Source organism: Ornithinibacillus caprae, assembly GCF_009728145.1.
In the GTDB taxonomy this organism is placed as follows: domain Bacteria; phylum Bacillota; class Bacilli; order Bacillales; family Amphibacillaceae; genus Ornithinibacillus; species Ornithinibacillus caprae.
The window spans coordinates 1-18153 of sequence record NZ_WOCA01000014.1; the positions used below are offsets into that span (position 1 = coordinate 1).

Below are 18153 nucleotides of genomic sequence, written 5' to 3' on the forward strand. Positions count from 1 at the left end.
TTCTATACTTACAAATTCCACTTCATTTTGAGTATTATTTCTAGTATGAAACACAGTTACCACCGCCTTGTATTGTTACTTATATTATAACAAATTAACGCGGTGAATTGTTAAAGTATTCTAAATAAAAACAGGCTGTCGAGGGTTTTTCGACAGCCTGAGAACTTGCGTATAAGCAAGTTCTGTTTTTTTAGTTTTCATTTCCAATCATCGATAAAGCAATTCTTCCTTTATCTACATCTATTTGCTCCACCCAAACTGTTACTACATCACCAACTGAAGCAATGTCCATCGGATGCTTAACAAACTTATTAGCCATTTTGGATATGTGAACTAAACCATCTTGTTTCACACCAATATCTACAAAGACTCCAAAGTCTACTACATTTCGTACTGTACCTTGCAATTCCATCCCTGGTTTTAAATCTTCTAAAGTTAACACATTTTTCTTCAACAATGGCTTGGGTAAATCATCCCGTGGGTCTCTCTCTGGTCTACTTAAGGCGGACATGATATCAGCTAAGGTTAGCTCTCCAATATCAAGCTTAGCTGCTGTTTCTTTTAATTCTAATTGGTTTAACTTTTCTTTTAAGATTTGTGAACCGATATCCTCAACCTTACAACCTATCATTTTCAATAACTCTTCCGTATGGGTATATGTTTCAGGATGTATCGGTGTACGGTCAAGTGGATGCTCTCCATCAATAATACGTAGGAAACCAATGGCTTGTTCATATGTTTTAGCACCAAGTCTTGGGATTTTCTTTAATTGTTTTCTATTAGTAAACTTCCCATTTTCATTTCGTTGAGTCACAATATTATTGGCAACTGTTTTACTAAGGCCAGAAACATATTGCAATAACGAACTAGATGCAGTGTTTACATTTACACCAACTTGGTTAACTGCAGTTTCAACAACAAAAGTAAGCGATTCATTTAATGCCTTTTGACTTACATCATGTTGATATTGCCCTACTCCAATAGATTTAGGGTCAATTTTTACTAGTTCAGCTAACGGATCCTGAACACGACGGGCAATAGAAGCAGCACTTCTCTCTTCTACTTGTAAGTCTGGAAATTCTTCACGTGCTAATTTCGATGCAGAGTATACACTAGCTCCCGCTTCATTCACAATGATATATGGTATATCTAAATTATGTTTTGTAATAACATCCGAAATAAACTGCTCTGTTTCACGAGAAGCTGTCCCGTTTCCAATTGCAATCAATTCAACATTATATTTTGTGATGAAATTCATAACTATTTTTTCCGCACCTACGATATCATTCTTTGGTGCAGTTGGGTACATAACACTAACCTCATGAACTTTTCCTGTTTCGTCGACAACTGCTAATTTACACCCTGTTCGATAGGCGGGGTCTACACCTAGTACGTTTTTCCCTTTCAATGGTGGTTGTAGCAATAGATTTTTTAAATTTGTAGAGAAGATATCAATCGCTTGTTCTTCCGCTTTTTCCGTTAAGGAATTACGGATTTCACGATCAATAGAAGGTTGAATTAAGCGTTTATAACTATCATCTATCGCCCCTAGCAATATTCCCCTTACCTCATCGTTCGGATTCTTATCGATCACTTGTTTTTGTAGGTATTCTGTTATCCGCTCAAATGGTGGTTCAATTGATACTTTAAGTACCTCTTCTTTTTCTCCACGATTCAATGCTAGTATACGATGTGACACGATTGAACGCACAGCCTCATTATATTGATAATACATTTCGTAAACGCCTTTTTCATCCTTCTCAGCATTTTTAACATCAGCATGGATTGTGCCTCTTTTAAAGGTTTCCTCACGAATATATTCACGATAGGTCGGCACATCAGAAATCCATTCAGCTATAATATCATTTACTCCAGTAAGAACCTCTTCTACGTTATGTAATTCATGTTCCTCTGATAGATACTTTTTAGCTTCCTCCACTACTTTTACAGTCTCTTGTTGCCAAACTAGTTTCGCTAATGGTTCAAGACCTTTTTCTTTAGCAATCGTTGCTTTCGTTCTACGTTTTTGCTTATAGGGACGATATAAATCCTCTACGCGTTGTAATTGAGTTGCTTCGTTAATATCATTTTCTAGTTCCTCTGTTAATTTGCCTTGTTCATCTATTAATCGAATTACTTCTGATTTTCGTTCAGCTAAATGAGTCGCATATTGCCATTTATCCTGAATTAACTTAATTTGTACCTCATCTAATCCGCCTGTTACCTCTTTACGATAACGAGCAATAAATGGAACCGTATTTCCCTCATCCATTAATGCAATCACTTTATTTACTATAGACGGTTTAACCTTAGCTTCATTAGCTACCCATTTACTTAAATCTTGTTTCAGTTCATCTGACACACTTGGTTCCTCCTTTTCGTACATGCTTATTTTAACAAATAACAAATTAATTTCCTATTCAAAGAGGCATATTGTCTATACAAACAAAAAGACTGACCCCATATGTCAGCCTCGTTATTGTTCGTATCTCATAGCTATTAACGTAGTATCGTCGTCCCTTTCATGATCACTCTGAAGGGCAAAAGATCTAGTAATATCTTCAACAGATGTATGTATATAAAAATTAGAAGAAAGCTCGGTATTTTTGACCCCATCCGTAAACATAATGAAATTCATCTCATCCTGTAATTTTTCCTCAACAACTTTAAATGGCCGCTTATATCCCGATAAATATCCAGCACTAGGGATATTTCTTTTCTTCTTTTTATCTTTCGTAACTGTGACAACTCCTATATTACCAATAGAAGAGAAGGAATATCTTTTCCCAAGAAAATCAATTTTAAAAATCCCTAAAACCACACCACGTTTATCAAACAATTGCTCATTACACTTTTGAACAAGCTGTTCTACATTGGCATGAATATTTTCTTTGATTATATCAATTACTACCCCAGATGACTCCTTGGCATACTCCCCACTCCCTAATCCATCGGCTAACGCACAGACAAATTCATTTTCTGTTTCAATATAATAATAGCTGTCACCGCTGCAAGCATTTCCCTTTTTAGCTTTTTGATAGACCGAAACATGTACTTTCTTTTCGCTACTCAATCTAATACCTCCGTACTGTCAGATTGGATAGCCTCACGAAGTTTACGTAATGAACGGCGCATCAGCCTCGAAACATGCATCTGTGAAATTCCTAACAGCTCTCCAATTTCCTTTTGGCTCATATTATCAAAATAAGTATATTTTAATATTTCTTGCTCTCTTTCTGAAAGTATGGGAAGAATTTTATCAATCAACATCTTCAAATCTGCTTGATTATATCCGTTCTCTTCATTCCCAATTAAATCAAGGATCGCAACAGCTTTTCCTTCAGAACTAACATCTACTTTCCGATCAACGGATAACGCGTTATAACTCCGCCCCATTTCCATCGTTTCTAGAATATCTTCCTCAGACACTTCCAGATGTTTTGCAATTTCAGCAACTGTAGGAGCCTTTTGATTTAAAGTGGTTAATTCATCTACTGCTTTTTTAATTTTAGGACCCAGTTCTTTGATTCTTCGTGGAACATGAACGCTCCATGTCTTATCACGAATAAATCGTTTTATCTCACCAACAATAGTTGGAATGGCAAAGGATTCAAATGTTTTACCATAAGATACATCAAATCGACGAACAGCTTGAAGAAGACCTATCATCCCTACTTGGACTAAGTCTTCATGAATACTACTGTTTTTTGAGTATTTTCGAGAAATTGATTCTACGAGATCTTGGTATGCAAGGACAATTTTTTGTTGAATATGTTCATCTGTAGGATTTTCTTGCAATTTTTTAATCCATTGGTAAACCTCATCTCTTCCTTTATTTGGTGGTTGAGACGTGGTCGTCATCAAATCCCACCCCAATTTCATCTATATACTTGGTCATTAGCACTATTACTCCAGAGTCATTCTTAATTTCAACCTTATCCATTAAAGCTTGCATTAAGAATAAACCAAATCCACCCTCGCGAAGATTCTCAATAGACTCATTATTTTCATATGGACCGATACCATTTTTAACCTCACTTAGATTAAAGCTTCCCCCATGATCAGCAACCATTACTTCCAACCGGCTTTCATATATCCCAAAACCAATTGTCACTTCTCCCTCTTCATTTGCTTCGTAAGCATGGGTTACTGCATTAGTCACTGCTTCCGAGATCGCCACCTTTAAATCCTCTATATCTTCATATGTGAATCCCATTCGATTCGCAATACCCGATATGCTTAAACGAACAACACCAACATACTCCTCTTTTGCTGGAACTTTCATCTCAATAAAATCAAAAGCCTCCATTAGTCATTTACACCTCGTTCGTCCAAGTTTATATTAATAATTTGATCTAATCCTGTTATTTTAAAAAGTTTTCGAACGCGTTCTTTCAAATTAATCAATGTCATACTACTTTCCGCTTCCTTAGTCGCTTTTAAAACACTAATAAACACTCCTAAACCAGTACTATCCATATAATTAACTTGCTCTAAATCTACCACAAGGGTGTACCCCTTTTTCTTTGTTAATGGTAAAAGGGTATCTTTAAGTTTTTGAGACGTATATGCATCTATTTCACCAGATAGATGAACCAGGTATTTCTCACTATTTTCCGTCACGTTAATATCTAAATTCATAAAAATCCTCCTTAAAAAAACGAGTAATTTTTAGACTATATAAATCGTTGAAACAAGTTACTACTAAAATTATTTCATAAAGCAAAAGTATAAGGATAAAGTGAATCCCCATGTAGAACATATCACCCATCACAGGCGATGAGAATTGAATTAGCTACTATGAAAAGCCCTTTAGATGGTAATTTCCCTAACCTCACTACAACTAAACATTCTTTCTCAAAATAATTAAAGTAAAATCATCTTTTAATTGAAAATTCTGCAGCCTTTCAAAGTGTTTGTAGACTTGATTTACAGTTTCTTGTGCAGGCAAATGAGCATATTTCTTAATAACTTCAATAACTTCTTCTCTCTCAATAAATTTACCATTATTACGACATTCTGTTACGCCATCTGTAAGTAGGATAACCATATCACCTTGATGAAGTTGAAGTTCATATTGATTATAGTTGGTATCTGGGGAAACACCTAATACAAGCCCTTTTGCATCTATTTCATTATATGTATCTTGTTCTGCATAGTAATAAAATCCTGGTTCATGGCCTGCAGAAGCGTATTGTAATTTACTATCAGTGGGATTATATAAAGCATAAAACATCGTTATAAACATGCCTGCTTCAACATTTCTTTCCACGACACGATTAAGACTTTCTAATATCGCTTTTGGTTTCATAGATTGATCTGGAAAGCTCTCCATAGAATATTTAATCATTGACATGCACAGAGCAGCAGGAATTCCCTTCCCAATGACATCCGCAACAGCTATCCCAATTAAACCATCATTACTTTTCACCAAATGATGATAATCTCCATTCATTTGATGGGCAGGAACACTAATTACTCCAATATCCAAATCTTCTACATTAGGTATCGTTGTAGCTAATAAGGTTTCTTGCATATTTGCAGCAATTGATATTTCTGATTTTAATTCTAATTGCTTCTCTCGCAATGTTTGATATTCCTGATGTGCTAATCCATAGGAAATCATTGTTTCAAGGAGAAAATTCATAGCATGCCGAATTTCTTTATTTAAATCGGGATATAGTTCAATAATCGATTGTATATGTAAATTAACAATTTCTTCAGGTAAGATATTATTTTTAATAAATGATTTTGAGATTTGTTCTGCTCCATATAACGATTTCTCATCCTGAGTCTCAATATAACTCTTTAATAGTTCCTTATAATGTTTCAAGTCTAATTTTATCGTTTCCACGAATGTTCTCTCCTATCTTCCTATAAAAACAAACAGGGATATACAGTATTTGCATAACCCTTCTCTGTGCTGCTATTTAATAATTCAAATGTTAGATTATACTTTTATCTAACCCATTTAATCACTTTTATTTGAGTACCTTGACCGACTTCTGATTTAATATCAAATTCATCCATTAATCGTTTTACTCCAGGAAGCCCTGCACCTAGACCGCCTGACGTGGAAAATCCATCTTCCATTGCCATACTTAGATCATCTATTCCTGGTCCTGAATCTTCAGCAGTAATTAAAATTCCTTTTTGATCTATTGTTTCTATAACATCAAAACAGACCTTCCCTTTTCCAGCATATAAGTAAATATTACGAGCAATTTCGGATACTGCCGTCGCAATTCTTGCTTGATCTACCGTACCCACACCGATTTTCTTGGCAATTTCTCGGCCTAATTGACGAGCGGCAACAATGTCCCACTCTTTTTGAATCATAACACAGGATTGGGTTGTCATCGTCATTCCCCCAATTCCTGATGGAGTTTCAACAAACCTTGCTCTAAGTCTAATGCAGTCGGAACATTCCGCATATGAATTCCCAGTTCAATTAATGTCATAGCAACTGCCGGCTGAATTCCAGTTAGAACTACTTTCGCCCCCATAAGATCTGACATCGTAACTACATCTCCAAGAACCTTTGCGATAAATGAATCAATTACTTCAACAGAGGTTAAGTCAATGACTACACCTTGTGAACCAGTTTTATGAATTTCATTTAATAGATCCTCTTGAAATTGTATAGCTGTTTGATCATCGATCTCAGTTTGTATTGAAATAAGTAAGTAATTATACAATTTTAAAATAGGAATTCGCACTAGGTTCACTCCCCTTTAATAGAATCTAGCATTTTACTGATATTCTCTTCCTTCGACTCTAAATCTATTATTTTTTTATTCATTAATTCTAGGGCAGTAGTAAAACCTTTTTTCAACGAACTTTTTGTTGGGAATTTGCCTAAGTCTATTCCTAGATTCACTATGGTTTGAGCAATTTCTGGACGTATTCCTACCAGGATACATGTTGCACCTATTAATCTAACAGCTTCCGCAGCTTGAATAATATGATGAGCAACCATGGTATCTACAACTGGAACACCTGTAATATCAATTAACACAACTTCAGAATTATGCTGCATAACTCCTTCTAATAGATTTTCCATAATTAATTTTGCGCGATCCGTATCTACTGTACCAATCAACGGCATAATCGTAATTCCTTCTAAAACAGGAATCAGTGGTGCGGATAACTCTTGTAAAGCTACACGCTGCAGGGAAACAATATGCTCCCAACTACCCGAGTATTCATTTACTAATTTCCGTATAATAGGTTCAACCCATAAATCAACACTTTCTAGCACTTGGGAAAAATAATTAGAGTCTACTTTTTCTGTCTTCGTTAATATATACTCAATAGTAACACGACGAAAAATTTGTAAACCATCAGTAATATAACTTAACGGCCAACCCAAATTAATAATTTTTTCTGAAAAATCTTCTACAGCTTTTGAAGATCCTTGGTCTTTAATGCTTGTAAATATAACGTTTACAAATTCTCGGTTCGTGCTTTCAAATAAATCATCTGAAATAGTAGCCGTATAGTTTCCATCTTTAATTGTATTAATTTCACTCATCCACATTTTAACAATGGAATCGCTATTATCTAATGCAATTCGTTTTAAGTTCCTATCCATTTTTATTCCCCTAACATCAAAAATAATTATAAATATTGTCACATGTATTTATTTTTTGTGCAAACATAATGAAAATAAGAATTTTAAAATATTCAGACTGTTTTAGTTGGATGTTGATTTAATCTGCTACATAATAAAAACCCGTAGTTTTCATTTAAACTAGGGTTATATCATTGACCATATAATTCTTTTAATCCAAGACTTATCTCTAAAGCATGATTAATTTTTTTCATCATTTCATCATCTAATTTCGTAATTTTATCCGTTAACCGCTGTTTATCGAGCGTTCTTATCTGTTCAAGAAGTATAACAGAATTACGGTCAAACCCATACCGTTTGGCATCAATCTCTACATGAGTAGGTAATTTCGCCTTTTGAATTTGTGCAGTAATAGCAGCTACAATAACAGTAGGGCTAAATCGGTTACCAATATCATTTTGAAGGATCAATACCGGACGAATGCCCCCCTGCTCTGATCCAACCACAGGGGATAAGTCAGCGAAGTAGACTTCGCCTCTTTGTACGATCAAAATGCTACACCCCGATCACAGTGCGCTCTAAAGTGATTTCCGCCTCCTCTTCAGCTTGAAAAGCCTCCGAAGCAATTGTAAGATTTATTCTAGCCATTTCTTCATAGCCTTTTTGCATGGATTCATAAAAGTTTTTAATGTGTTGTTCTTTCTTGGTTTCTAGATAGTTCCGTGTTGCTTGACAAATAAAATCACTTAGATCACTATTTTCGTATTTCATTATTCCATCCACCTCATTTAACAGGTTTTTTGGTAGCCGCACCATAATCTCTTGTAAACTCTCTGACAAAACCATGCACCTCCGCCAACTGTTGAACGACCATATTAAAATTCATTCTAATAATATCATTGTATAGACTGTAATGCAAAGGTTTATCATACTTTTTTATAAAAAATATAGGTTATTGCCTTCATATCATCTACAAGATCCAGCAATTTTCTACATTATTACTATTTTCTCCTACAAAACCTTCTAAGTTAACTAATATAAACTCTTGGTACACGGCTATTAATCATACAAGGCACTTCATAGTTAATGGTATCTAAATAGTCCGCTATTTCATCTATTTCTATTTGATTATTCTGCTGTTCTCCTATAAGGGTTACCTTTGTTCCTACCTTATATTCTTGGTCTAGCCGAATCATCATTTGATCCATGCAAACTCTTCCAACAACTGGCATTCTTTTTCCATCAACCAATACAAACGAACCCTGAAGCTTTCTATTCCAACCATCACCATATCCTATTGGAATGGTACCAATCCACTCGTCACCTTGAGTTATATACGTTTTCCCATAGCTGACACCTTCATCCTTTGGGATTCTCTTCACATGTATTAACCTACTATGTAAAGAAAATACCGGTTTTAACTTAATCCTTTGTTCTGACTTAACAGTTTTTGAAGGATATAACCCATACATGGATATGCCAAAACGAATATAATTATGCATCTGTTTTGGAAAACGAATGGATGCAGCACTATTTCCAATGTGAATGGATACCGGCTTAGACCACAATTCATTAAACATATTTAATAATTTATTAAAACGTTTTTGTTGGTGATAAAAATACTGCAAATCTTCTTCATCTGCAGTAGCAAAGTGAGTGTACACTCCTTCTAATTCGATGTTTTTATTCTTTTTTAATAGCTGTAAAATATTCCTTAACTCTTGGTGAGATCGAATCCCTACTCTTCCCATTCCAGTATCCCACTTCATATGGAGTTTTAACGTATTGTCTAACGGGATTTGCATAACCTCTTCTAACCAATCTTGCTGAAAAAATGTGAGTGTAATATCATACTCTACTGCAATACTTACAAATGAAGGAGAAACCCATCCTAGCACGAGTATAGGAGCTTTTATTCCTCCTTCTCGTAATTTTATTCCTTCTTCCAAAAGAGCAACTGCCAGCACTTTTACACCTGATTCTAAAGCTTTTCTAGCAACCTCTACACTCCCATGTCCGTAAGCATCCGCTTTTACAACGGCAATAATATCACTTTGCTGTGGCAGCTTATTTCTTATTTGTTCTATATTATATTGTACTGCATTTAAATCAATTTCAGCCCATGTTGGTCTGTAAATCATCTGTTCTACCACAACAAGTTGCCCCTTTCGTAACCTTTTTATCTATTATACATGTGTTAAAGGAAAAATAAAAAGCAGACCCCCTCCACTTTGAGTCTGCTCTATTCCATCTCATCTTACTTCACTTCTGTTCCTACAACAGATTGCGCAACTTCAATTAATTCCTCTCTCGTTAATTGGTCACTTGCTAAATAGAAGTTCATTCCTTGATAATCCCATTCAACTGCATTTTCTGAAAGGGCACCGACCGCATGTCCTAAATTAACGATGTCTCCATTAACTTCTTGTGGAGAGGAGAGCGTTGGTACAGTATTCCGCTTCTCTTGCACAAGCGTGAAGTTCTTTTCTCCAGTATACGTTGAAATAACACGTTTTCCATCTTCGATATCTTCTTCGATTCGGTCTGTTAACTCTGCTCCTACAGTATTATTTGGTACTACCACAGCAAACGTTTCATCGCTTACATCCCCTGATACAGGAACATCCTCAGAAGCAGCGGCAGTTTCCATAATTGCATCAATTTCAAAATCAGTCTCTTCAAATGTTGGATTTAATTCGAAATTAGAGAAACTTACCTCTACTAAAGCATTCTTATCTTTATCTAATATTTTCACTAAAACTGGCGTATAGCTTTTTTTGTCAATATATATTTCTTGGAACGGCAAGTTATTATTGCTTTGATAGTTCGTTTTAGCATGGAAAATATATTCGTTTTCTGTTGCTTCAAATTCCACTTCATCATCCGATATGATATCACTTACTAAAGATTGATATAAATATGGTTGACTACTATTTTCTGGCCATTCCGACTGAAACTTAAAGCTCTTATTTAACTCCGGTGTGAGAACAAAAACACCATCTTCATTTTTTAAAATGATTTGGCTTTCTTTGTCTGATTCATCATTTGATAGTGTTACTCGATAAAAGTCTTCCTTCTTATGCCATACTTCAATATCAAAAGACTGTTCCTCTTGCCCTGTGTTCATCTTCATTTGGGCATTTGTTTTATAACCGCTTAATTCTTCCATATTTTTTTGCAATTCATCTACTACATCTTCTTGTGATTTCTCACCACAAGCTGAAAGGATTAATACTAAGCCTAAGAAAATGCTTATCCAAATACTTGATTTTTTAGTCATGGACATATCTCCCTTGTTCTAGGTTACATACAAGTGAAACCTACCTACAAATAGATTCCTTTTAACAAAGGGAACGGAACGATTATCACCATTATCGAAATGTATACGTACGATACACCTTGGAAATCCCATCGATTACATCGGTAGCCATTAAATCACGCTCTGAATTAGAATCATTCACTTGTAAGTCAGCTGACCTTCCATGAAGATAACAAGCATTACATATAGCACGAAAAACTGGCTGTCCTTGCATGACCATTGCTAAACTGATTCCAGTAAGCACATCCCCACTCCCGCCTTTTGCAAGACCTGGGTTACCAGTTATATTTACCGCTTGCTCTTTAGTTGGTGCTGTAATAATGGTATATTTCCCTTTTAACACCAAAAATACATTGTACTCTCTTGCAAACTCAAGAGAATATCGGAAAGGATTTACTAATAGATCAGATACCGTAATATCAAGTAGTCTTGCCATTTCGCCTGGATGAGGCGTTAAGATCGTAGGTTTTGTTCTTTGTTTTAGTACGGAAAGTTCATTTTTAATATGATACAATCCATCTGCGTCAATAATTAACGGGCATTGCGCATCATGTACAATTCGCTTTACAAGCTTTCTCGTTTGAGGCTCTCGTCCTAATCCTACTCCGATTGCAATGGCATCAAAATTGTGGAAAGGGATTTCTGTTTCATCCGTTAAAAAGCCATTTGTTTCAGCCAAAAATTGAAAGGTTGCTTCAAAGCATTGAGATGCGATAATGCTTGCCACATCCTTGGAAGTACCAATGGATATAAGACCTGCACCAGCTCTTAATGCAGCCTTAGCAGACATTCCGACCGCTCCAGGCATTTCACTGTTTCCACCTACTACTAATCCTCTACCATGGTTTCCTTTATGGGCAAACGGTTTTCTCTTAGGCAAGGATTCCACAAATGCTCTCTCCGTGGATAAAACTCTACGGACATTTGTCTGAAATGCCTGTAATGGAATACCGATCGTTACGACCTCCCACTCACCATAGTAACTAGAAGTATGCTGTAGAAAAGCACTTATTTTTGGAGCTTCGATAACAACCGTATAATCGGCTTGTACCGAAACAAAGTCTTTTAATCCCTCATCTGCTGGAAGCCCAGACGGGATATCAACAGAAATAACGTATGCTTCTATGTTGTTAATCATGGAAACCATTGTTGCAAAAGGTTCACGTAGTTTTCCTGTTATTCCGATACCAAACATAGCATCAATAATTACATCTGTATCCGCCAAATGTTTAGATAGATCCGCATGGTTACTTACCGTATTAACTTTTCCACCAAACTTTATATAGATTTGTTTGTGGACGAGTGCATCCCCTTTAATCTTTTCATCAGGTACGACTTGTACTACGGAAACGTGATACTGATTATTTTGTAGCGTTCTAGCAATAACAAAACCGTCTCCCCCATTATTCCCCGAACCAACAATTACTTTTATTCGATCTTTTTCACCTACTTTACGAACTACTTTCTCATAAATAGCCCTTCCGGCATTCTCCATTAATAACTTTCCTTCTAAACCGATCTCACTAATGGTGTAATGGTCAATATCGTACATTTCTTTTGCGGTGACAATAAACACTTTGTTCCCTCCTACCCGCACTAAAATATATGAGACAACCCTTTTAATTATGCAGAACCTATTAGATTAATCTTCTATTATTACTTGTGCAACAACATACTCTTTACTATGGCTAATGGATATAAAAATTTGTTCAGCGTCATATCCACTCACTGTAATTGTTGGGGCACCTTGTTCATTTGGAAGAATTTCAATATCCGCAAAACTTAACCTACCTATCCCGGTTCCAGTTGCCTTCGCAAATGCTTCTTTTCCAGCAAATCTTCCAGCTAGAAATTCTACTTTTCTCGATTCACTATTTAAAGTCATAAAATATTCTTTTTCTCTATTTGTAAGAATCCGATCTGCAAATCGATTGTTTTTCTGAATACTTTCCTTAATCCTTATTAGTTCAATAATATCAATTCCGATTCCTTTAATCATATGTATACTCCTATCATTTTACTTCTTATAAAAGCATATATTTGTATTTAACCACTGTATTTTAGTAATCTTAGAGTGGTAATACTATTCTTATCATAACCTACAAAATCTATTGTACAAACAATCGAATTCCTTTTAAAAATATATTTTTCACGAGAGGGGGACATTTATGTTTATTAGAACCGAACGAAGTTTAAAAGAATTTATGCAATTTTATCCTATTGTTTCCACACTGGTGATTATTCACCTTGCTTTATGGATTCTCATTCATTTTTTGCAGTTACCTTTTGGAATCCAACTATATCAATGGGGTGCTGGAAACAATTTCTTTATCACGATGGGAGAATATTGGCGCCTCATCACACCAATCTTTCTTCACGTCGATTTGATGCACACTCTTTTTAACTCCTTTGCACTCGTATTATTCGGTCCTGCATTAGAACAAATGCTAGGGAAATTTAAATTTATTTTCGCTTATCTAGGAGCAGGTATAATCGGAAATCTAGGTTCATACCTATTTGGACCGGAGTTTTATACACATGTTGGTGCATCTGGGGCTATCTATGGAATCTTTGGAATTTATATTTTTATGGTAGCTTTTCGAAAGCATTTAATTGATACTGGAAACTCGCAAATCATTACCACTATCTTTATCATTGGGCTAGTTATGACATTTATCCAGCCTAACATTAATATTTATGGTCATATTTTTGGGTTCATTGGGGGCTTTATACTGGCATCTGTTGTTCTAATTAATGCAAAACCCTATTCTCCATGGAGAAACCAACGCTTTCGTGATGATAGTGAGATTCAATTCGATCCAAACCGGTGGAATAAAAAAAGATTTCCTAAAAAATTCAAGAAGAACTTCCTGTGGATTATAATAGCCGTTCTTGTTCTACTAGGACTACTAAGTCGGTTAGGTATTTTTTATTAGATTAAAGAGACTGTTACAAAACAAGATCACCCCATTTCAAAGCGAATGTTGCAGGGGCAGTAAGCATAGAATGTTATTTTTTCAGCTAGATCTTAGTTCGTAGTTGATGTAAAAAAGCGCAGTAACTAATGGTATGAAACTAGGATAAATTTAAGAAGTAATGTACTGGTCTCGACATCGCTCCGAAAATAGATTTCGCTTTCCGCGGGCGGCTGGTGAGCTTCCTCGTGCTTTCGCACTGCGGGATCTCACCTCCCGTGTCCGAAGATCCCGCAGGAAGGTGATTTTTCTTCAGAGGAAGCTTGGGCCGTGCCCGATGCAAAGTAGACACTGTGAAAGTGACTGCAAGGAGATTGAACAGATGTCGCCCTTGTACTGGAAGTGAAAGCGAAGTATTCTGCCGTAGCGATGTTATAGCAGTCGTTTCAAAGAAGCGGGAGAAAGTAAATCCATACGAAAGTTACTTCGCAGTTTATACAAAATTGGCAACAAAGTATAAAAAACAGCTCAAATGAAAAAGCCGATCTAATTCGTATTGAATCATAGTCCGGCTTTTCCTTAACTAAAATACTATTCTCTCATCCGCTTATTTTCGATAGGAATACCAATCAGCTAATACATCTGTATTTGATTCATCAAGATCCTTCAGTTTATAGTGCTTTCCAACACCTAATTTTCCAACGATTGATAAACTAATGGTTGCCAATCGGTTGAACTTCTGTATTTTATGTTGTTTCTTCTCAAAGGCTTGAATACGTTTATGAAAGATGATAACGGTATTTTTATTAAGAACCCGGAACCGTACCGTTAACCGTTTATCCTCTGTTAATATTCCACCATCCTTATATCGTAACAAACCTAAATATAAGCTCCCTACTAATAAAACAATAGGAACCCAACTAAATTGGGGATAAAAGTAAATGGCTACTCCAGCTAATATAACAAACGGTACAATTGACCGAAGCACATAGAACTTTCGCGCTCGCTTCGGTAATGGTTGTAGTTGTTTATTAGTCGGCTTATGTGTTGGCAAGAACTTCTCTAAAAACCCCTCTACTTCATTCGCCTTTAAAATTGGGAAAAGTACTGTTGAAAATTCCTCACCTTGATCTAATGAACCTCCAGCAACCTCCGCATAGACTGTAACAAACCCTAATGGTTGTCTAATTACACTTTCTTGCATTCCAACCGCTTGAATTCGTTTTAATGGAATTGTAATTTGCTTTTTTTCTAATAAACCACGAGTAATAAATAATTCATCTTCATGTTTAGTGATTGTAAAATTTCCATATTTAATCATTGTTCCAGCTATTCCTAACAGCCACAGCATGAGGAGTATAACCATTACTAAAAATACGATAATAGCTAAACCAAGCCCTATTACCCATTCATATGTATTGTTATAGAAATCATCAGGTATAAATTGCTCCAGCTCTGAAAAACCAAATGCTGCTATAGCTAACATTACCCCAATACTCCCTGAGGTAGAACCTGCTATAAATAAACGCTTCTTTGATATCTTCTGTGATGGATACTCTTCTATTTCTGATTCTTCTATAGAAGTTGAACGTACAGATTTTAATTCCCGACGGATCTGTTCACCATCCTGTAAAGTTACCGCCTTCAAAGAAGCCTCTGCATTCATTCCACTTCCGGCAGTTTCAATTTGAACCTTCACTAGCTTAAATAACCGGTGAATAACTCCAGCTGTTAAATCAATCGATTGAATACGATTTTTCGATATAAACCTTTTCTTTCGAATAAAAATTCCATACTCAATTCGAAGCTCATCCTCAACAATTCTATATGTAAAGCGATACCATGATAAAACACTTATCGTGATAAACAAAACGACTAAAGCAGATAAAACTAAGCTAAAATATAAAAATGATTCTCCTTTAAACGTAATAAAACCTAATATGATTAGAAAAATCGACTCTCTAATTGTTCGAATAAAATTAAATAAAATGGTAGCTGGATGTAATCTATGCGGTTTAGACATCATCTTCATCCACCCTTGCCAAAGCAGAAATCCTATCCCTAAGTTCGGAAGCATCCTCTTCTAATAATGCTGGTATCTCATGTGTTGTAGCAGCTGTTGAAATGGTAACACTAGCCAAATTATATCTTTTTAAGATCGGCCCTTGTTTAGTATCTACATGCTGAACACGAATCATCGGGACGAGTGTTCTCGAAACAATAAGAATACCATGTTGAATATAAATTTCCTGTTCAAAAACCTCATATCGCCATCTTCTCCACCTGAGTTTTGGCAAAATCACCACAAAAAACACGGTACTTAAAACACTTACAATGAATGCAATCAACACAATCCATACGGACCAATCAAAAACAAAATATAGTACTCCTAGCGATATTGTAACCAACCATACAATTCCTTCTCCTAGTAAAGCGGTGATCCTCCACGCTTTTATTGCATCCTTTGCTATTGTATTACTAGGTGGCTGTCTCATCATTAATAACCTCCAATCCAATACTATTTACGTATAAGTATATAATTAAGATTCATGAAACTAATAGAAAAAAGCCCCTTTTTATGTAGGAGCTTTTGTTCATGTTTGTATGATCTTAGTCACGATTTCTCCGTTTTTGGAAATTTCCTTTGCGGTTACGTCCGCCACCTTGATTTCGGCCACCTTGGTTGCGACCACCTTGACCGCGTTTTCCGAAGAATCTTTTGTTATTAGAGCGACGATTATTATCTTTTTTCATATTTTGTGCTTTCTTAACACTGATTGGTGCTACAGAAGATATTTGTACTGGTACATCTCTTCTTTCTTTTGTTAACATTTTCAGTGCCGCAGCAACTACCGTAATAGAGTCATGCTCTTGTAAAAGCTCATTTGCCGTTTCATGATAAGATTCAAGATCTTTATTATCAATCGTTTTTAAAATTCTTTCTACTGTTATTTGTTGTTGACCACGTCGAGCTTCCTTATTAGAAGGTGGAACCATACGTTTCATTTTACTTTTCGTAACCTTCTCAATTAGACGTAGATGAGCAATCTCTCTTGGAGTAACAAAGGATATTGCTTCTCCTGTTCTCCCAGCTCTACCTGTACGCCCAATACGGTGTACATAGCTTTCTGGATCCTGAGGAATATCAAAGTTATATACATGTGTAACCCCAGAAATATCTAATCCACGTGCCGCAACATCAGTAGCAACTAGAACATCAACACGTCCGTGTTTAAATTTATTTAATACAGACATGCGCTTTCCTTGAGTTAAATCCCCATGAATACCTTCCGCACGGAACCCTCTAGCTTGTAAACCTTCCGTTATTTCATCTACACGTTTTTTTGTTCTACTAAACACAATCGCTAATTCTGGATTGTTAATATCTAAATGGTTGGTTAATGTATCGAACTTAAATTTTTCTGGAATCTCTACAAAATGCTGTTCAATATTTTCAACAGTCATTTCTTTAGCTTTTACTTTAACCTCTTTAGGTTCTTTCATAAGGTTCGTTGCAATATCACGAATTTCTTTAGGCATTGTTGCTGAGAAGAGTAACGTCTGTCTTTCCTCGGGAATACCTTTTAGAATTTCACGAATATCATCAATGAATCCCATGTTTAGCATTTCATCCGCTTCATCTAAAACTGCAGTTTGAACTAAATCTGTTCGAATCGTTCTTCTTCTGAAATGGTCAAGTAAACGACCAGGTGTAGCCACCACAATTTGTGGCCCATCCTTTAGAGAACGAATTTGGCGATCCATATGTTGTCCACCATAAACTGGTAATGCACGTACCCCTTTAATTCTACCGAGACGATTTAATTCTTCCGCTACTTGAATCGCAAGTTCTCTAGTCGGGGCAACGACTAGCCCTTGAACTTTTCGTTGCTTTGGATCAATTTTCTGGATCATAGGGATCCCAAACGCAGCAGTCTTACCTGTACCCGTTTGAGCCTGTCCAATAACATCATTCCCCTTAATTGCTAGTGGAATGGTTTCCGCCTGTATAGGCGTTGCTTCTTCAAAACCCATTTTTTCCAATGATTTCATAATAGGATCTGAAATTCCTAATTCGCTAAATGTTGTCACGCTTTTACTACTCCTTTGTGTATAATTATTCGCCTTAGCGCTTCATCTTGCCGTGATGCTAAAATCGTTTAGCTATATATGCTCAATTTAAAAAACGTAGGAATAAACTAATATTTACTTCCAAGACTACATTAAAAAAGCTCAATCAATTATGGAAAGAAGCTCCCTAATTTCTTTCGTCCCCTTTAAATGGAGGTTAATAAAAATGTTGCTTTTCCGTTATTTTTATACCGAATCCGTTATTTATATTCTTT

The 18153-nt window shown here is 35.8% G+C and carries 19 protein-coding genes; 1 reads left to right on the forward strand and 18 read right to left on the reverse strand.

Annotation, left to right across the window (positions count from 1 at the left end):
• Positions 1 to 190 precede the first annotated feature (190 nt).
• From GMD78_RS15260 to acpS, 15 genes are all read right to left on the reverse strand, one after another.
• Entirely contained in the window at positions 191 to 2386 is a 2196-nt protein-coding gene (locus GMD78_RS15260; RefSeq protein ID WP_155669818.1) for a Tex family protein, read from the reverse strand.
• A 90-nt stretch (positions 2387 to 2476) separates the two neighbouring features.
• Positions 2477 to 3073 carry a SpoIIE family protein phosphatase gene (locus GMD78_RS15265; protein ID WP_155669820.1) on the reverse strand — a complete coding sequence of 199 codons (597 nt, stop codon included), beginning with the start codon at positions 3071 to 3073 and terminating at the stop codon, positions 2477 to 2479.
• Entirely contained in the window at positions 3070 to 3861 is a 792-nt protein-coding gene (gene sigB, locus GMD78_RS15270) for an RNA polymerase sigma factor SigB (RefSeq protein WP_155669822.1), read from the reverse strand. The genes GMD78_RS15265 and sigB overlap by 4 nt, the downstream gene beginning before the upstream one ends.
• A complete protein-coding gene (gene rsbW / locus GMD78_RS15275; protein ID WP_155669824.1) occupies positions 3833 to 4309 on the reverse strand; it encodes an anti-sigma B factor RsbW in 477 nt (158 codons plus the stop codon). Before rsbW ends, sigB begins: the two co-directional genes overlap by 29 nt.
• On the reverse strand, positions 4309 to 4641 hold the full coding sequence (locus GMD78_RS15280; RefSeq protein ID WP_155669826.1) for an STAS domain-containing protein: 333 nt from the start codon (positions 4639 to 4641) through the stop codon (positions 4309 to 4311). The genes rsbW and GMD78_RS15280 overlap by 1 nt, the downstream gene beginning before the upstream one ends.
• A 202-nt stretch (positions 4642 to 4843) precedes the next feature.
• On the reverse strand, positions 4844 to 5854 hold the full coding sequence (locus GMD78_RS15285; protein ID WP_343042360.1) for a PP2C family protein-serine/threonine phosphatase: 1011 nt from the start codon (positions 5852 to 5854) through the stop codon (positions 4844 to 4846).
• Between the two features lie 104 nt (positions 5855 to 5958).
• Positions 5959 to 6360 (reverse strand): anti-sigma regulatory factor, encoded by a 402-nt coding sequence (locus tag GMD78_RS15290; protein WP_155669828.1) that lies wholly within the window; start codon positions 6358 to 6360, stop codon positions 5959 to 5961.
• Positions 6361 to 6362: 2 nt separating this feature from the next.
• Positions 6363 to 6719, reverse strand: coding sequence for an STAS domain-containing protein (locus GMD78_RS15295; RefSeq protein WP_343042361.1), 357 nt, complete (start codon positions 6717 to 6719; stop codon positions 6363 to 6365).
• Between the two features lie 5 nt (positions 6720 to 6724).
• Positions 6725 to 7594, reverse strand: coding sequence for an RsbT co-antagonist protein RsbRA (locus GMD78_RS15300; protein WP_155669830.1), 870 nt, complete (start codon positions 7592 to 7594; stop codon positions 6725 to 6727).
• Between the two features lie 170 nt (positions 7595 to 7764).
• Positions 7765 to 8124, reverse strand: coding sequence for a type II toxin-antitoxin system PemK/MazF family toxin (locus GMD78_RS15305; protein WP_155669832.1), 360 nt, complete (start codon positions 8122 to 8124; stop codon positions 7765 to 7767).
• A 4-nt stretch (positions 8125 to 8128) separates the two neighbouring features.
• Positions 8129 to 8413 (reverse strand): CopG family ribbon-helix-helix protein, encoded by a 285-nt coding sequence (locus GMD78_RS15310; protein ID WP_155669834.1) that lies wholly within the window; start codon positions 8411 to 8413, stop codon positions 8129 to 8131.
• Positions 8414 to 8601: 188 nt separating this feature from the next.
• Complete coding sequence (gene alr, locus GMD78_RS15315; RefSeq protein ID WP_343042362.1) at positions 8602 to 9726, reverse strand: alanine racemase; 1125 nt, start codon at positions 9724 to 9726, stop codon at positions 8602 to 8604.
• A gap of 104 nt (positions 9727 to 9830) precedes the next feature.
• A complete protein-coding gene (locus GMD78_RS15320; RefSeq protein ID WP_155669836.1) occupies positions 9831 to 10853 on the reverse strand; it encodes a LolA family protein in 1023 nt (340 codons plus the stop codon).
• A 91-nt stretch (positions 10854 to 10944) separates the two neighbouring features.
• Positions 10945 to 12468, reverse strand: coding sequence for an NAD(P)H-hydrate dehydratase (locus tag GMD78_RS15325; RefSeq protein WP_343042363.1), 1524 nt, complete (start codon positions 12466 to 12468; stop codon positions 10945 to 10947).
• 66 nt (positions 12469 to 12534) lie between these two features.
• Complete coding sequence (gene acpS / locus GMD78_RS15330) at positions 12535 to 12891, reverse strand: holo-ACP synthase (protein ID WP_155669839.1); 357 nt, start codon at positions 12889 to 12891, stop codon at positions 12535 to 12537.
• Between the two features lie 169 nt (positions 12892 to 13060).
• Between acpS and GMD78_RS15335 the strand changes: the two genes are divergently transcribed.
• On the forward strand, positions 13061 to 13828 hold the full coding sequence (locus GMD78_RS15335) for a rhomboid family intramembrane serine protease (RefSeq protein ID WP_155669841.1): 768 nt from the start codon (positions 13061 to 13063) through the stop codon (positions 13826 to 13828).
• A 586-nt stretch (positions 13829 to 14414) separates the two neighbouring features.
• Here the strand turns inward: GMD78_RS15335 and GMD78_RS15340 are convergent.
• The 3 genes from GMD78_RS15340 to cshA form a co-directional block, all read right to left on the reverse strand.
• Positions 14415 to 15833: a PH domain-containing protein gene (locus GMD78_RS15340; RefSeq protein WP_246187674.1), complete on the reverse strand. Its 1419-nt coding sequence runs from the start codon at positions 15831 to 15833 to the stop codon at positions 14415 to 14417.
• The gene (locus GMD78_RS15345; RefSeq protein WP_155670046.1) at positions 15823 to 16302 is read right to left on the reverse strand and encodes a PH domain-containing protein; all 480 of its coding nucleotides are present in this window, start codon (positions 16300 to 16302) and stop codon (positions 15823 to 15825) included. The genes GMD78_RS15340 and GMD78_RS15345 overlap by 11 nt, the downstream gene beginning before the upstream one ends.
• 115 nt (positions 16303 to 16417) lie before the next feature.
• The gene (gene cshA, locus GMD78_RS15350; RefSeq protein WP_343042364.1) at positions 16418 to 17899 is read right to left on the reverse strand and encodes a degradosome RNA helicase CshA; all 1482 of its coding nucleotides are present in this window, start codon (positions 17897 to 17899) and stop codon (positions 16418 to 16420) included.
• Positions 17900 to 18153 lie beyond the last annotated feature (254 nt).

What these genes read in the sequence shown, in the direction of transcription:
- GMD78_RS15260 (WP_155669818.1), bottom strand. Translation starts at nt 2,386, where the DNA reads ATGTACGAAAAGGAGGAACCAAGTGTGTCAGATGAACTGAAACAAGAT.
- sigB (WP_155669822.1), bottom strand. Translation starts at nt 3,861, where the DNA reads ATGACGACCACGTCTCAACCACCAAATAAAGGAAGAGATGAGGTTTAC.
- rsbW (WP_155669824.1), bottom strand. Translation starts at nt 4,309, where the DNA reads ATGGAGGCTTTTGATTTTATTGAGATGAAAGTTCCAGCAAAAGAGGAG.
- GMD78_RS15280 (WP_155669826.1), bottom strand. Translation starts at nt 4,641, where the DNA reads ATGAATTTAGATATTAACGTGACGGAAAATAGTGAGAAATACCTGGTT.
- GMD78_RS15290 (WP_155669828.1), bottom strand. Translation starts at nt 6,360, where the DNA reads ATGACAACCCAATCCTGTGTTATGATTCAAAAAGAGTGGGACATTGTT.
- GMD78_RS15300 (WP_155669830.1), bottom strand. Translation starts at nt 7,594, where the DNA reads ATGGATAGGAACTTAAAACGAATTGCATTAGATAATAGCGATTCCATT.
- GMD78_RS15320 (WP_155669836.1), bottom strand. Translation starts at nt 10,853, where the DNA reads ATGACTAAAAAATCAAGTATTTGGATAAGCATTTTCTTAGGCTTAGTA.
- acpS (WP_155669839.1), bottom strand. Translation starts at nt 12,891, where the DNA reads ATGATTAAAGGAATCGGAATTGATATTATTGAACTAATAAGGATTAAG.
- GMD78_RS15335 (WP_155669841.1), top strand. Translation starts at nt 13,061, where the DNA reads ATGTTTATTAGAACCGAACGAAGTTTAAAAGAATTTATGCAATTTTAT.
- GMD78_RS15340 (WP_246187674.1), bottom strand. Translation starts at nt 15,833, where the DNA reads ATGATGTCTAAACCGCATAGATTACATCCAGCTACCATTTTATTTAAT.
- GMD78_RS15345 (WP_155670046.1), bottom strand. Translation starts at nt 16,302, where the DNA reads ATGAGACAGCCACCTAGTAATACAATAGCAAAGGATGCAATAAAAGCG.